This is a genomic window from Propionicimonas sp. T2.31MG-18 (genome assembly GCF_964266745.1).
GTDB lineage: Bacteria > Actinomycetota > Actinomycetes > Propionibacteriales > Propionibacteriaceae > Propionicimonas.
In genome coordinates, this window is record NZ_CAXWGX010000028.1 from 106451 (window position 1) to 121254 (window position 14804).

The 14804-nt window shown below is 72.4% G+C and carries 13 protein-coding genes and 1 tRNA gene; 9 read left to right on the forward strand and 5 right to left on the reverse strand.

The window, feature by feature from the left end:
• Positions 1-11: 11 nt before the first annotated feature.
• Both ACFQQJ_RS15060 and ACFQQJ_RS15065 read right to left on the reverse strand, forming a co-directional pair.
• Positions 12-1343: a uracil-xanthine permease family protein gene (locus ACFQQJ_RS15060; protein WP_377107709.1), complete on the reverse strand. Its 1332-nt coding sequence runs from the start codon at positions 1341-1343 to the stop codon at positions 12-14.
• Positions 1344-1513: 170 nt separating this feature from the next.
• Positions 1514-3037, reverse strand: a complete 1524-nt coding sequence (locus tag ACFQQJ_RS15065) for a dolichyl-phosphate-mannose--protein mannosyltransferase (protein ID WP_377108022.1) — start codon at positions 3035-3037, stop codon at positions 1514-1516.
• A 352-nt stretch (positions 3038-3389) separates the two neighbouring features.
• On the opposite strand from ACFQQJ_RS15065, the gene rsmI reads away from it, so the two are divergent.
• From rsmI to ACFQQJ_RS15085, 4 genes are read left to right on the forward strand one after another with little or no spacing between them, the layout of a single operon-like run.
• Positions 3390-4244, forward strand: coding sequence for a 16S rRNA (cytidine(1402)-2'-O)-methyltransferase (gene rsmI / locus ACFQQJ_RS15070; protein WP_377107711.1), 855 nt, complete (start codon positions 3390-3392; stop codon positions 4242-4244).
• On the forward strand, positions 4241-5068 hold the full coding sequence (locus ACFQQJ_RS15075) for a TatD family hydrolase (protein ID WP_377107713.1): 828 nt from the start codon (positions 4241-4243) through the stop codon (positions 5066-5068). The genes rsmI and ACFQQJ_RS15075 overlap by 4 nt, the downstream gene beginning before the upstream one ends.
• On the forward strand, positions 5068-5925 hold the full coding sequence (gene rsmA / locus ACFQQJ_RS15080) for a 16S rRNA (adenine(1518)-N(6)/adenine(1519)-N(6))-dimethyltransferase RsmA (RefSeq protein WP_377107715.1): 858 nt from the start codon (positions 5068-5070) through the stop codon (positions 5923-5925). The genes ACFQQJ_RS15075 and rsmA overlap by 1 nt, the downstream gene beginning before the upstream one ends.
• Before the next feature lie 9 nt (positions 5926-5934).
• Positions 5935-6861 carry a 4-(cytidine 5'-diphospho)-2-C-methyl-D-erythritol kinase gene (locus tag ACFQQJ_RS15085; RefSeq protein ID WP_377107717.1) on the forward strand — a complete coding sequence of 309 codons (927 nt, stop codon included), beginning with the start codon at positions 5935-5937 and terminating at the stop codon, positions 6859-6861.
• Between the two features lie 285 nt (positions 6862-7146).
• Here the strand turns inward: ACFQQJ_RS15085 and ACFQQJ_RS15090 are convergent, their stop codons facing one another.
• Both ACFQQJ_RS15090 and ACFQQJ_RS15095 read right to left on the reverse strand, forming a co-directional pair.
• The gene (locus ACFQQJ_RS15090; RefSeq protein WP_377107719.1) at positions 7147-8334 is read right to left on the reverse strand and encodes an MFS transporter; all 1188 of its coding nucleotides are present in this window, start codon (positions 8332-8334) and stop codon (positions 7147-7149) included.
• Positions 8335-8413: 79 nt separating this feature from the next.
• Positions 8414-9079: a TetR/AcrR family transcriptional regulator gene (locus ACFQQJ_RS15095; protein ID WP_377107721.1), complete on the reverse strand. Its 666-nt coding sequence runs from the start codon at positions 9077-9079 to the stop codon at positions 8414-8416.
• A gap of 161 nt (positions 9080-9240) precedes the next feature.
• On the opposite strand from ACFQQJ_RS15095, the gene ACFQQJ_RS15100 reads away from it, so the two are divergent.
• Positions 9241-9319: transfer RNA gene (locus ACFQQJ_RS15100), tRNA-Gln, on the forward strand.
• Positions 9320-9376: 57 nt separating this feature from the next.
• On the opposite strand, the gene ACFQQJ_RS15105 is transcribed toward ACFQQJ_RS15100, so the two are convergent.
• Positions 9377-10576 (reverse strand): serpin family protein, encoded by a 1200-nt coding sequence (locus ACFQQJ_RS15105; protein WP_377107723.1) that lies wholly within the window; start codon positions 10574-10576, stop codon positions 9377-9379.
• Between the two features lie 311 nt (positions 10577-10887).
• Between ACFQQJ_RS15105 and glmU the strand changes: the two genes are divergently transcribed.
• The 4 genes from glmU (at position 10888) to pth (ending at position 14763) form a co-directional block, all read left to right on the forward strand.
• A complete protein-coding gene (gene glmU, locus ACFQQJ_RS15110; RefSeq protein ID WP_377108023.1) occupies positions 10888-12330 on the forward strand; it encodes a bifunctional UDP-N-acetylglucosamine diphosphorylase/glucosamine-1-phosphate N-acetyltransferase GlmU in 1443 nt (480 codons plus the stop codon).
• Between the two features lie 32 nt (positions 12331-12362).
• Positions 12363-13304 carry a ribose-phosphate diphosphokinase gene (locus ACFQQJ_RS15115; protein WP_377108025.1) on the forward strand — a complete coding sequence of 314 codons (942 nt, stop codon included), beginning with the start codon at positions 12363-12365 and terminating at the stop codon, positions 13302-13304.
• Between the two features lie 257 nt (positions 13305-13561).
• Entirely contained in the window at positions 13562-14155 is a 594-nt protein-coding gene (locus ACFQQJ_RS15120; protein WP_377107725.1) for a 50S ribosomal protein L25/general stress protein Ctc, read from the forward strand.
• 8 nt (positions 14156-14163) lie between these two features.
• Complete coding sequence (pth, locus tag ACFQQJ_RS15125) at positions 14164-14763, forward strand: aminoacyl-tRNA hydrolase (RefSeq protein WP_377107727.1); 600 nt, start codon at positions 14164-14166, stop codon at positions 14761-14763.
• The last annotated feature ends 41 nt before the right edge of the window (positions 14764-14804 follow it).

A 14804-nucleotide genomic window follows, 5' to 3' on the forward strand; every position in this document is an offset into this window, starting at 1 on the left:
CGGGCGAGGGTCTAGCGAGCGTCGTCGGCGACGTAGGAGTCGTCGAACTCCGCCACCAGGGCGGTGCTGTCCTCGCCGATGTCGGTGCCGCGGGCCTTCGCGACGGCCTTCATCAGGTGGTAGAGCACCAGCGCGGTCACCGTGCCGACCGTCACGCCACCGAAGGACAGGCCGCCCACGGTGAAGTTGAAGTTCGCGATGCCCATGATCAGGCCGATCGCGGCCGGGATCAGGTTGACAGGGTTGGTGAACGCCACCTTGTTGTCGATCCAGATCCGGGCGCCGAGCAGGCCGATCATGCCGTACAGGACGGTGCCGGCCGCGCCGATCACGCCGGCCGGGATCGTGGCGATCGCCTGGCCGAACTTCGGGATGAACGACAGCGCGATGGCGATGCCGCCGGCGATCCAGTACAGCGCGGTGGAGTAGACCTTGGTCGCCGCCATCACGCCGATGTTCTCCGCGTAGGTGGTGGTGCCGGAGCCGCCGCCGAAGCCGGCCAGCGTGGTGGCCACGCCGTCGGCGAGCAGCGCGCGTCCCATCGTCTTGTCGTAGTTGTGCCCGGTCATCAGGGCCACCGACTTCACGTGGCCGACGTTCTCTGCGATCAGCACGAGCACGACCGGCAGGAACAGGGCGGCGACGCTGAAGTCGACCGTCGGCAGGGTGAAGGCCGGCAGGCCGATCCAGGCGGCAGAGCCGACGGCGGCGAAGTCCACCTGGCCCTGGATGAGGGCGGCGATGTAGCCGACGACCACGCCGAGGAGGATCGACAGCCGGCCGATCAGCCCGCGGAACAGGACGGTGATCAGGACGATCGCGATCAGGGTGATCCAGCCGGTGACCGGGGCGGCCCAGAAGCCGGACTTGTTCGCCTCGCCCCACGCCGCGCCGGCGAGGTTGAAGCCGATCAGCATCACGATCGTGCCGGTCATCACCGGCGGCATGAGCGCGTCGATCCAGCCGGAGCCGGCCAGGTGCACGACCGCGCCGACGATCGCGAGCAGGATGCCGGTGAGCATGATCCCGAACAGGGCCTTGCCGATGTCGTCACCCATCTTGGACGCCAGCACCGGCGAGATGAAGGCGAAGGACGAACCGAGGTAGCTCGGCAGCCGGTTGCCGGTGATCACCAGGAACAGCAGGGTGCCGACACCGCTGAAGAACAACGTGGCGGGGATCGGGAACCCGGTGATCAGCGGCACCAGGAAGGTGGCGCCGAACATGGCCACCACGTGCTGCGCACCGAGGCCGAACATCTTTCCCCAGCCGAGTCGCTCGTCGGGGGTGACCACGGCCCCCGGTTCGACCGTGCCGTTGCCGTGCAACTTCCAAACAGCCATGTGTTTCCCTTCGCGACGCAGCCCAGAGCCGAGCGAACTCTATTGGCGGCGTTCCCGGGCCCGGAGGGGCCGGTTCGCTGGTGAGATCCCGGTGCACGGGCCGTGGCGTCCACTAGCTTCTGGGGCAGGTTTTCCCCGGTTCGGTCCGCTCGCGCAGAGGCCCCTGGCGCTCAGATCCAGGAGCGCAGCCACATCCGGGCGAGCCAGTCCTTGTACAGCATCAGCTGGTCGGTGAGCACCGGGTAGATGTAGGCGAAGTTCACCACGACGAGGGCAACGGCGACGCCCACGATGATCGCCCCGCGCCTCCGGTAGGGGCCGTCGCGCGGGCCGAGCACCAGACCCATCACCATGGCCAGGATCGTCACCGTGAACGGCACGATGCAGATCGCGTAGAAGAAGAACACCGGACGGTCGGCGTTCGGGAACCACGGCAGGTACGTGGCCATCGCCGCCACGATCGGCAGGCCGAAGCGCCAGTCGCGACCCGCCAGCCACCACACCAGGCCGACGAACAGGGCGAGGAACGCCATCCACCACAGGATCGGCGTGCCCATGCCGGAGATCACCCGGATACAGGTGTCGTCGCCGGTCGCCCAGCAGCCGTCGACGCCCGGCTTGATGTCGTTGACGGCGTCGATCCCGATGGGACGCGCCATCACCAGCCAGCCGATCGGGTGCGCGTCGTAGGGGTGCGTCTGGTCCTTGATGTACTGGCCGGTGTGGAAGTTGTAGATGTCCTGGTGGTACTTCAGGAACGACGCCCACGTCTCGCCCAGGTACTTCGTCCAGGGGCTGTCGGGGTTGTTCTTGCCCCAGTCCCGGTCGTAGCCGCCGGAGGTCAGCAGCCAGCCCGCCCACGTCGCCACGTAGATGAGTGCGGAGACGACGACCAGCTTCACGAACGCGGGGACGCCGTCCACCAGCAGCGCCTGCCAGGCCCGCCAGTCCGCGCCGGCCAGCCGGCGCGCCCCGACGTCCCACAGCACGCTCAGCACGCCCATGGCGGCGAGCACGAACACCGAGTTCCACTTCGTGCCGATGGCGAGGCCGAACAGGACGCCGGCCGCCAGCCGCCACGGACGCCACCAGTAGACGGGCCCGAACCGCCCGCCGAGGTCGGGCATGCCGACGGCCTCGAGGTGGTCGGCGAGCCGTCCGCGGTACGCGTCCCGGTCGGCGAGGACGCAGGCCACCGCCGCGACGATGAAGAACGCCTGGAAGATGTCGAGCAGGCCGATCCGCGACATCACGAACGACAGCCCGTCGAAGGTGAGCAGGACGCCGGCGATGCCGCCGACCAGCGTTGAGCGGGACAGGCGGCGGGCGAACCGGATGGTGACCAGGACCAGCAGCGTGCCGAAGACCAGCGGCATGAAGCGCCAGCCGAACGAGTTCATCCCGAACATCTGCTCGCCGAGGCCGATCAGCCACTTGCCGACCGGCGGGTGCACGACGAACTCCGCCGTGGTCTTGTAGATGTCGACGTCGCCGTTGGCGATCTGGGTGTTCGCGGACTTCGCGTCCGGCCACTCGCGCTCGTAGCCGAACTTCCACAGCGTCCAGGCGTCCTTGGGGTAGTACGTCTCGTCGAAGACCAGCTTGTTCGGGTAGCCGATGTTCACCAGCCGGATGACGAAGGCGATCGCGGTGATGGCGAGCGTCACCACCCAGCCGGCGAGCCGGTCGCGCAGGGCGGCCTGGCCGTCGCGCAGGCGGTCGATCGTGCTGAGGTCGTCGCGGTAGACCGAGCGGCGCAGCCGCCGCCACGGCGCCACGGCGGTCGCTGGCTCCGGCTCGGCCCAGTCCTCGTCGACCCCGGCGTCGTCCGCGGCCGGCGGAACGATGCCCGCTCCCTCGGCGGCCGGGGGTGCGACCGGACCGGCGTCGGGCGGCGACGCCTCCCTGGCGAGGGTGCCCGAGGGGGCCTGCGGGTCGCCGGACGGGGCGTCGCCGCCGTCCCCCCACTCCGCTTCGGTCACGCCGACATCCTAGGTGGCGGGCGGGGGTGGGCGTCCGAGCGCCGCGATCGGGAATACTGCACGGGTGGACGAGGAGCGCGGAGGCGGATCACTGGTGCTGGCCGGCACGCCGATCGGCAATGTCGAGGACGCCTCGCCCGCGCTGCGCGCCGCGCTGGCGACCGCCGACGTGATCGCCGCGGAGGACACCCGCCGGCTCCACGGCCTGCTCACCCGGCTCGGCGTCACCACGAGCGCGCGGGTGGTCTCCTACTTCGACGGCAACGAGGCGTCCCGGGTCTCTGGCCTGCTCGACGCCCTCGCCGAGGGGCGGACGGTGGTGGTGGTCTCCGACGCCGGCATGCCGACCGTCTCCGACCCCGGCTACCGGGTCGTGGCCGCGGCCGTGGACGCCGGGCTGCCGGTGCGCGTGGTGCCCGGGCCGTCCGCTGTGCTGGTCGCGCTGGCGCTCTCCGGGCTGCCGACCGACCGCTTCTGCTTCGAGGGGTTCCTGCCGCGCAAGGGCGGCGAGCGGCGCCGCCGGCTCTCCGGGCTCGCGTCCGAGGAGCGCACGATGGTGTTCTTCGAGGCGCCCCACCGGCTGGAGGAGTTCCTCGCCGACGCGCGGACGGCCTTCGGCGACGACCGGAGGGCTGCGGTCAGCCGCGAGCTGACCAAGACCTGGGAGGAGACCCGCAGGGGCACCCTCGCCGAGCTGGCCGACTGGGCCGCGGCGGGCGTCCGCGGCGAGATCACCGTGGTCGTGGCCGGTGCGGCGCCCGCCGCCGTGTCGATCGAGGACGCCCTCCCGCTGGTCGCGGAGAGGGTCGCCGCCGGCGAGCCGTTCTCCGCCGTCGTCGCGGCGGTCGCGGCCGATGCCGGCCTGCCCCGCAAGTCGCTCTACGCCGCAGCGCTCGCGGCGAGGAAGGAGGAGCGGTGACCGCCCTGCCCCCGAGCCCACAGCCCCTGCCCGTCCCCACCACGGACGCGCACACCCACGCCGACAGCACCCGCGAGTTCAGCGGTCTGGGCGTCGCCGATGCGCTCGCCATGGCCGCGGCGGTCAACGTGACCCGCATCGTCGAGGTGGGCACGGACGTCGCCTCGTCGGTGACCGCCGTCGACCTCGCAGAGACCTTCCCCCCGGTGGTCGCCGCCGTGGCGATCCATCCCAACGATGCCGCCCGGCTGGGCGACCGGCTGGGCGCGGAGCTCGACCGGCTGGCGGCGGTGGTGGGATCGTCGGACCGCGTCCGCGGCGTGGGGGAGACGGGCCTGGACTACTTCCGGACGCGCGACGCCGAGGGTCAGGCGCGGCAGAAGGAGGCGTTCGCCGCCCACATCGCCTGGGCGAAGGAGCACGACCTCGCCCTGGTCATCCACGACCGCGACGCGCACGCGGACGTGCTCGACGTGCTCGCTGCGGAGGGAGCGCCCGAGCGGGTGCAGATGCACTGCTTCTCCGGTGACGCCGCCTTCGCACGGGCCTGTCTCGACCGCGGGTTCTGGCTGTCCTTCCCGGGGACGGTGACCTTCACGGCCAACGAGGCGCTGCGCGAGGCCCTCGACATCACCCCGGACGACCGGCTGCTGGTGGAGACCGACGCGCCCTACCTGACGCCCATGCCGTTGCGGGGACGGCCGAACTCCAGCTACCTGCTGCCGCACACCGTCCGCTTCGTGGCCGAGCGGCGGGGGGCGGACCTCGGCGAGCTGTGCGCCCGCCTGGCCGCCAACGCGTCCGCGCTGTTCGGGGAGTGGTGATGGCCGACGCCCTGCTCGACCCGCGCACCATCCGGGCGCTCGCCGCGGAACTCGACCTGCGTCCCACCAAGCAGCGCGGCCAGAACTTCGTGCACGACGCGAACACCGTCCGCCGGATCGTGGCCGCGGCGGGCGTCCGGGAGGACGACGTCGTGCTCGAGATCGGCCCCGGCCTCGGCTCGCTCACCCTCGGCCTGCTCGAACGCGCGGCGGGGGTCGTCGCGATCGAGATCGAGCACAGCCTCGCCCGGCGGCTGACGCGGACGGCCGCGGAGCGCCTCCCGGGGCGCGCGGACGCTCTCCGCGTGGTGGAGGCGGACGCCCTCGCCGTCGATGTCCTCGACGATCCCCAGCCCACCCTCGTCGTGGCCAACCTGCCCTACAACGTGAGCGTGCCGGTGCTGCTGCACGTGCTCGCGCGCTTCCCTTCCGTGCGGGGCGGGCTGGTCATGGTGCAGTCGGAGGTGGCCGACCGGCTCGTCGCCGGGCCGGGCTCGCGCACCTACGGCGTGCCGTCGGTGAAGCTCGCCTGGTACTGCGCGGCCCGCCGCGTCGGCAGCGTGCCGCCGACGGTCTTCTGGCCGGTGCCCAACGTCGACTCCGGGCTGGTGGAGCTCGTCCGGCGCGAGCCGCCGGCGACGACCGCGTCCCGCGAGCGGGTGTTCGCCGTCGTGGACGCCGCCTTCTCGCAGCGCCGCAAGATGCTGCGCTCGGCCCTCGCCGGGGTCTTCGGCTCCTCCGCGGCGACCTCCGCCGCGCTGGAGTCGGTGGGGGTCGATCCGCAGGCCCGCGGCGAGGTGCTGGGCATCGCCGACTTCGTCCGCATTGCCGAGGTCGTGCCGGGCCCGGTGGGATAGCCTCGCGCCATGGCATCCCCGGTCACCGAGGCAGAGGTCGTCCGCGTCCGCGTGGCGGGCAAGGTCAACCTCTCGCTGCGCAGCGGCCGGCGGCGTCCGGACGGCTACCACTCGCTCTCCACGGTGTTCCAGGCCGTGTCGCTGTACGACGAGGTGGACGCGTCCTGGGCCCCGCCGGGCCGGTTCAGCGTCCAGGTGGTCGGGGAGCAGGCCGACCAGGTTCCCACCGGGGACGACAACCTCGCCGTCCGTGCGGCCCGCCTGCTCGCCCGTACGTGGGGCGCGGGGAAGCCTCTCGGCGCCGACCTGGTGATCCGCAAGTCGATCCCCGTGGCCGGCGGCATGGCGGGCGGCTCTGCGGACGCTGCCGGCGCCCTGCTGGCCTGCGCGGTGCTGTGGGACCTCGACATCTCCCCCGACGAGCTGCGCACGCTCGGCGCCCGCCTCGGGGCGGACGTCCCGTTCTGCCTGGCCGGGGGCACGGCGCTCGGCAGGGGCCGGGGCGACGAGCTGACGTCGGTGCTGAGCAGGGGCACCTACCACTGGGTGCTCGCGTTCAGCGACGGCGAGCTGTCCACGCCTGCGGTCTTCGCGAGGTTCGACGAGCTCGGGCTGGGCAGCGACCACCTCGACGTGCCGGACGGCCTGCTCAACGCGCTCGTCAGCGGTGACGTCCAGGCGCTCGGCCGCTCGCTCGTGAACGACCTCGAGCCGGCGGCGCTGGCGCTGCGTCCCCAGCTGTCACACCTGCTGGAGGCCGGCGACGACCTGGGCGCGGTGGCGTCCATGGTGTCGGGCTCCGGCCCGACCGTGGCCTTCCTCGCCGCCAACGAGCCCGCCGCGGTCGACCTGTCCGTCCGCCTCTCCAGCGAGGGACTGTGCCGCGCCGTCAAGCGGGTCAGCGGCCCCGTCCCCGGAGCCCGCCTGCTCGTATAGCGCTCGCACGCCGGTCCGCCGCCGGTCCCCGCCAGCCTGCCCGCCTCTCCGCCCCGCTTTGGTGAGGGCCAGCCCTCCACGCCGAGGGCCAGCCCCCCATGCCGAGGGCCAGCCTTGGCGCCGAGGGCCAGCGCACAGGGGCGAGCCCTCGGCAACAAGGCTGGCCCTCGGCGGGCGAACGGCGCTCAGCCCTCGGTGGGCGGACGGCGCTCAGCCCTCGGTGGGCGGACGGCGCTCAGCCCTCGGCGGGCGAACGGCGCTCAGCCCTCGGCGGGCGGACGGCGCTCAGCCTTCGGCGACGGGGGCGGGCGCGGGTTGGCGACCCGGCATGATCCGGGCGACCAGGATCAGCCCCGACAGCAGGACGGCCGGCAGGAACATGGTGGGCTGGACGCCGATGGTCTGCACGAGCCAGCCGATCAGGGCCGGGGCGATGAGGAACGTGGCGTAGCCGAAGGTGACCACGACGGCGAGGCCACGTCCGCCGGCGGTGTGCCCGGCCACGGCATACACCTGCGGCGCGATCATCCCGATGCCGAGGCCGACGAGCGACCACCCGACCAGCAGGACGGGCAGCCCGGTGCCGAGCGCGGCGATCAGGTAGCCGGTCGCGGAGCAGGCGCCGCCGAAGGTGGTCACGGCGCGCCGGCCGAAGCGGGCCACGAGGGCGTCGCCGAGCAGCCGGATGATCACCATGCACGCTGCCACGCAGGTGAAGCCGAGCGCCCCCGTGGCCGGGTCGACCTGCGCGATCTCGGTGACGTGCACGCCGGACCAGTCGTTGGCCGTGCCCTCGCCGAGGCCGAAGGCGATCGCCATCAGGCCCAGCAGGTAGGCGGACGCCGGGATCGGCGTCCGCGCTCCGCTCTCGTCGTGGTGGGACACGAGTTCGGTCTCGGGGGTGATCCGCCAGGCGAGGGCGAAGGCCGCCACGCCGAGCACGGCGGCGACGGTGGTCGCGGTCAGCATCGCGGGTTCCGCCGCGCCGCCGAAGAGGGAGGCCGTCGCCACCAGCAGGACGGCCCCGGCCAGGTTGCCGACCGACCACATCCCGTGGAAGAAGCTCATGATCGGTCGGGGACGCCGGCGTTCCACCTGGACGCCGATCGCGTTCATGGACACGTCGATGCCGCCGTTGGCGAGGCCGAGGACGACACCGGCGACGAACAGCGCCGGCAGGGTGGGCGCCCAGCCGATGCCCAGGATCGCCACCACCAGCACCGGCAGCATCGCCAGGGCGACCCGCCGTGCGCCGTGACGGTCTGCCAGGCGTCCGGCGACCTGCATGGACGCGATCCCGGCCAGGCCCATGCACACGAAGAACAGCGCCAGTTGCCAGGGTTCGAGGCCGAAGCGTGCCCTCAGGACGGGGATCGAGGCGGCGTAGGCGCCGATGACCAGGCCGTTGTAGCCGAAGAGCAGGACGACGGCGCCCGCGGCCGTGCGCGAGCTCAGCGGGTGCGGCGTGGTCACGCGCTCATCCTAGATGGAAGCGCTCCCAAAGCCGAGTGGCCTTCGGGATTGGCTGCGGGACGGGCGCCGCCCGTCCGTCTCACCGCTCGGGGTGGGTGTACAGCTTCGGCGCGGGGTCGAGGTTCCGCATGCCGTGCCAGGCGAGGTTGACCAGGTGCGCGGCGACCACCGGCTTGGGCAGCGTCTGCTCCTCCCGGCTGTTGATCCACCACTGCCCGGCGAGCGCGACCAGTCCGACCAGCATCTGCGAGTACAGCGGGGCGGTGGCGGCGTCGAGGTGCCGTTTCTCGAACTCGTCGGCCAGCAGGTCCTCCACGCGCGAGGCGATGTCGGACAGGATCGTGGCGAAACTGCCCTCCGGCGAGGTGCCGGAGGAGTCCCGGGAGAGGATCCGGAAGCCGTTGGGGTTGTCGTCGATGTAGTCGAGCAGGGCCAGCGTCCCCAGCTCGATCAGGGCGCGGGGGTTGGCCCGCGGGGTCGTGATCGCCGTTCGGATGGCGTCGTGCAGGGTGCGCACCTCGCGGTCGACCACAACCGCGTAGAGGCCCTCCTTGCCGCCGAAGTGCTCGTACACGACGGGCTTGCTGACCCCGGCGTGGGCGGCGATCTCCTCCACCGACGTGCCCTCGAGCCCGCGCTCGGCGAAGAGCGCCCGTGCCACGTCGATCAGCTGCTCGCGCCGCTCGCTGCGGGTCATCCGCACGCGGCTGCGCCGCGCACGCGAGGGGGCCTGGGCAGTGGGCATGGCCCAAGTCTGGCCCTGACGAGGCGGGATTGCGAAAACGTTCGCCAAGTTTGCGGGTCGGTGTCGCCCCTTCCAGCCCGCGGGGCGGCCCGGTGCACCCGGCGGATGCACCAGCCCCGCGCGCACCCGTAGAGTTGTCACCGGCCGCCACGGGTGGCCGTTCCCCGGTTGGTCTGCCGGCAGGGCCCGCCTGACTTTGAATCAGGACAAGCGACGTAGGTTCGACTCCTACCCGGGGAGCGCTCACGCCGCAGGACGGCCGGCGCGACGCCGGACCGCGTGGCCGGAGAGGGACGCTCAGCCCACAGAGGTGCGCGCCGGGTCGCCGACGCGGCCCAGGAACAGGCAGGTCCTCGTCGGTGCGTGCATCAGCGCCCAGCTGAAGGGACGATCGAGCACGAGCGAGCGCGGTTCTGTCGGTGCGCCGGCGGCCGCCATCCCGCCCGCGGTCGCCGCTGCGGCCTCGATCCCCTTGGCGTTCACCTCGACGGTGGCCTCGTGCACGACGAAGTCGAGGAAGAGCTTCTCCTGGTCGGTCATGCCGCTGAAGTCGGCCGCGCGCGGATCGAACGCCGTCGGGATCCCCAGCTGCCGGAGCACTGCGGACAGCTCCTGCCGGAACCGCAGCGTCCACGCGGGCAGCTGGACGGCGACCAGCGCCGGGTCCGCGGACAGCACCTTCGCGAACGTGGCGACGGGCACGGGCCCGCCGGACGCGGCGTCGTCGGGCAGCACGAGGACGAGCGCGTACTCCCCGCCCTCGCAGGTGATCGCCGAGCCGCTCACCCCGTCGCCCGACCACCACGGACGCAGTGTGGTGCCGGCCAGCGTGGGAACCTCGACCCGGCGGCCGGCCGCGGTGGTGAAGGGACGCGGCCCCACTTCGGCCAGCGGCTCGTGCCACGGCGCGGCGAAGTGCACGGCGTTCACCAGGACCAGCCGGGTCGACACGTCGAGCATCCCTGCCGAGAGCAGCTCGGGGATCTTGCCCTTGGTCCGGTCCTCGACCCAGGCGTTGATCTCGTGGCGCACCGCGTCGGGGTCGGCGCGGAAATCGGACTGGTGCAGCGGCGCGTCGAAGCTGTCGGAGAGCCGGTCGAGGAACGGCTGCTTCCAGGTGAGGTCGCGCTGGCCCCACAGGGCGTTCCCGGCCTCGAGCGCGCTCCCCGCCCCGGTCGGCAGCAGGCGGTCCAGCGACGGGGGCGGCCCGCCCAGCACCGCCGTCAGTTCGTCGGCTGTGGTGCCCGCCGCGCCCTCGCGCACCATCGCCAGCACGGTCGCGATCGACCACGGCGACAGCACCAGGTCGCCCTGCGCGGGGGCCAGGCGGGCCATCAGCGCGTCGCAGAACGCATCGAACCCGCCGGAGGCGTCGGCGTCAGCCCCGGACGCCGTGGTCGTCCCGGACGCCGGGGGGCGCGCGGAGGGCACGATCGGCGATGCGCAACCGGCGAGGGCGGCGCCGGCGGCCAGCAGGAGCAGTTCCCGGCGGTTCACGATGCCTCCTCGTCCGTCACCCCTATTCCACGCCTGCGCGCTCCGGATTGTTGCGGAACAGCCAACCTCGCGGGCCGGGACGTTCCCGGGGGCGGCCCGGCCGGATGGCGTCCCGACCGGATCGTGGCCAAGTTCGGTCCGTGCCGTGAGCGGGTGGTGCGGCGTCGATAGGATGATCCGGTCTCCCCGGATGTGGCCGGAGCACCGCACATGCCCTTCCCCGTCCGGAATCCCGGAGCCGACGACGACCAACGCTGGGAGTGCCCGTGGCTGATCAGGACGCACAGGATCGGGTGGCGGCAGTCGTCATCATGGCGGCCGGGGCGGGGACCCGGATGCGGTCGGCGGTACCGAAGGTGCTCCACCGCATCGCCGGCAAGTCGATGATCGCCTGCGCGATCGACACCGCGGACGCCCTGTCGCCGGACCGGCTCGTGGTGGTCGTCGGCCACCAGCGCGAGCTGGTCACCGAACACCTGGCCGAGATCGCCCCCCATGTGACGATCGCCGTGCAGGAGCGACCCCTCGGCACAGGGGACGCCGTCCGCGCCGGGCTGTCCGTCCTCCCGGGGATCGCCGGCGAGGTCGTGGTCACCTCCGGCGACGTCCCGCTGCTGGCGCCGGAGACGCTGCGGGGCCTCGTCGCAGCGCACCGGTCCGGCGGCAACGCGGTGACCGTGCTCAGCGCGGTCGTCCCCGACCCCACCGGGTACGGGCGCATCGTCCGCGACGGCGAGGAGGTGCTGCGCATCGTCGAGCAGTCCGACGCCTCGCCCGACGAGCTCGCGCTCGCCGAGATCAACTCCGGCATCTACGTGTTCGACGCCGAGGCCCTCGCCGACGGGCTGGCGGCGCTCCAGGCGGCCAACGCGCAGGGGGAGCTGTATCTCACCGACGTCGTCGCCCACGCCCGCTCGGCCGGACGCAGGGTCGGCGCGCGGGTGCTCGACGACTACCTCCAGACCGAAGGGGTGAACGACCGCGCGCAGCTCGCCGAGCGTGCCGCCGAGCTCAACCGCCGCATCCTCGCCCGCTGGATGGCCGAGGGCGTGACCGTCCTCGACCCGGCCACGACGTGGGTGCAGGCCGGCGTGGACCTCGCCGAGGACGTGACGCTGCTGCCGGGCACCTCGCTGGAGGGCGCGACCTCGGTCGCGTCCGGGGCGACGATCGGCCCGGACACCACGCTGGTGGACGTCGAGGTGGGCGAGAACGCGCGGGTGGTGCGCACGCACGCCGAGCTCGCCGTGATCGGGCCGGGTGCCACGGTCGGCCCGTTCAGCTACCTGCGCCCCGGCACCGAGATCGGCACGAAGGCCCACATCGGCGCCTTCGTCGAGACCAAGAAGGCGATCATCGGGGAGGGCGCCAAGGTGCCGCACCTCACCTACTGCGGGGACGCGGTGGTCGGCGCGGGCAGCAACATCGGTGCCGGCACGATCTTCGCCAACTACGACGGGGTCGGGAAGTACACCTCGACCGTCGGTGAGCACTCCTTCGTCGGCAGCGACTCGGTGCTCGTCGCGCCCGTGCACATCGCGGACGGCGCCTACGTGGCGGCCGGCTCGACGATCACCTCCGACGTGGGCGCCGGCGAGCTCGCGGTCTCCCGCGGCCAGCAGCGCAACATCCGCGGCTGGGTGGCGAGGAAACGGGCAGGGACGGCGTCCGCCGCGGCCGCGGAGGCGGCCCTCGCCCGGGCCGCGGAGGAGCAGGGCGCTGAGGCTGCGGCCGGAGAGGAGGCCGGCGAGTGAGCGGCATCAAGCGCCCGACGGAGAAGCACCTGATGGTCTGCTCGGGACGCGCGTTCCCCGAGCTCGCCGAGGAGGTGGCGTCCCTGCTGGGGGTCAGCCTGGTGCCCACCCGCGCCCTCACCTACGCCAACTCAGAGATCTACGTCCGCTTCGAGGAGTCGGTGCGCGGCGCGGACTGCTTCGTGATCCAGGCCCACCCCGCCCCGGTGAACGAGTGGCTCATGGAGCAGCTGATCATGATCGACGCGCTGAAGCGCGCCTCGGCCCGCCGGATCACGGTCGTCTCCCCGTTCTACCCCTACGGCCGGCAGGACAAGAAGCACGCCGGGCGCGAGCCCATCTCCGCGCGCCTGGTGGCCGACCTGTACAAGACCGCCGGGGCCAACCGGCTGATGTCGGTCGACCTGCACGCCGCCCAGATCCAGGGCTTCTTCGACGGTCCGGTCGACCACCTGCTCGCGCTCCCGGTGCTCGCGACCTACGTGAAGGAGAACTACGACACGTCCGAGATGACGATCGTGTCGCCGGACGCGGGGCGGGTGCGGCTCGCCGACATGTGGTCCGACCAGCTGGGCACGCCACTGGCGATCATCCACAAGCGCCGGGACCCGAACAAGGCCAACGAGGTCGCCGTCGGCGAGGTCGTCGGCGATGTCGACGGGCGGGTCTGCCTGCTGGTGGACGACATGATCGACACGGCGGGGACGATCTGCCAGGCCGCCACCGCGTTGAAGAACTTCGGCGCCAAGGCCGTGATCGCCGCGGCCACGCACCCGATCCTGTCCGGGCCGGCTCCGCAGCGGCTCAACGAGTCCGACTTCGAGGAGGTGATCGTCACCAACACGTTGCCGATCCCCGACGGGGTGAACGTTCCCAAGCTCACCGTGCTCTCGATGGCGCCGCTGCTCGCCCAGGCGATCCAGGCCGTCTTCGAGGAGGGCTCGGTGGCCTCGCTGTTCAACGGCGCCCACTAGGCCGGACGGGTGGACGCCGGGCGGGACCCCGCTTCCTCCGGCGAGCGACCTCCGGCGGCTCCCCGCATCCGCGACGTCGCGGATTTCCGGCGGTCGGTCAAAGGCGATAAGCTTGCGGGGTTGCCTCGGCGAGGGGCCAAAGGGCCCGTGATCGACAAGGCGGAGCGCTGAGCGCCGCCGGCCCATCCCTCGTCGAGACGGAATCTTTACGAGGTTGAGGAGCAGGAAGAAAAGTGTCTGAGAGCAAGATTGCGGCGGTGTCCCGCACCGAATTCGGCAAGGGTGCGGCGCGCCGCACCCGTCGTGCGGGCCTGGTGCCCGCCGTCCTGTACGGCCACGGCACCGATCCGGTCCACCTGTCGCTGCCCGGGCACGACGTTCAGCTCGCGCTGCGCGTGGCCAACGCTGTCCTCGAGATCTCGATCGACGGCGGCAAGAGCCAGCTGGCGCTCGCCAAGCAGGTGCAGAAGAACCCGATCAAGGGCGACATCGAGCACCTCGACCTGGTCATCGTCCGCAAGGGCGAGAAGGTCACCGTCGAGGTCGCGCTCGTCGTCGTCGGCGACCACCCGAGCGACCGCATGGTGATGATGGACCAGCAGACCATCGCCCTCGAGGTGGAGGCCACCCACATCCCGACCTCGGTCGAGATCGACGTCACCGGCCTGGAGATCGGCGACACCGTGACCGCGAAGGACCTGAAGCTCCCGGCCGGCGCCGTGTTCCCGGGCGAGCCGGACGACCTGATGCTGTCCGTCGCCGCCACCCCGAGCCAGGCCGCTCTCGACGCAGAGCTGGCCGCAGCCTCCGGTGAGGGCACCGAGGAGACGGAAGCGGCCGAGGAGGCCTGACCGCCCGCATGTCTACCTGGCTGTTGGTCGGGCTCGGGAATCCGGGCCCGACCTACGCGTCTCACCGCCACAACGTCGGCTACCGGGTGGTCGACGAGCTCGCCCGGCGGGCGGGCGTGCGGTTCACCGGGGCGGCGCAGCTCCGGGCAGAGGTCGCGCAGACCCGCCTGACCGCGTCCGGCATGGGCGGGGTGGGCGCCGAGGCGGAGAAGGTCGTGCTGCTGAAGTCGCGCACCTACATGAACGAGTCCGGCGCCGCCGTGGGCAAGGCGCTCGGCTACTACCGGATCCCGCCGGAGAACCTCGTCGTCGTGCACGACGAGCTCGACCTGGACTTCGGCCGGCTGCGGCTGAAGTTCGGCGGCGGCGACAACGGCCACAACGGGCTGAAGTCGATCCGCCGCAGCATCGGGACGGGGGAGTTCTTCCGCGCCCGCTTCGGAGTGGGACGCCCGCAGGGCAGGCAGGACCCGGCCGATTACGTGCTCAGCCCGTTCCCCGCGTCCCTCGCCGAGGACCTCGCCGTCGAGGTCGACCGTTGCGCGGACGCGGTGGAGGCCCTGCTCACCGTGGGCCTGGACGCGGCGCAGGGTCGCTTCAACTCCTGAACCCGCTGCCCGATCGGCATTCCGGACCGTTTTGGCGTTGA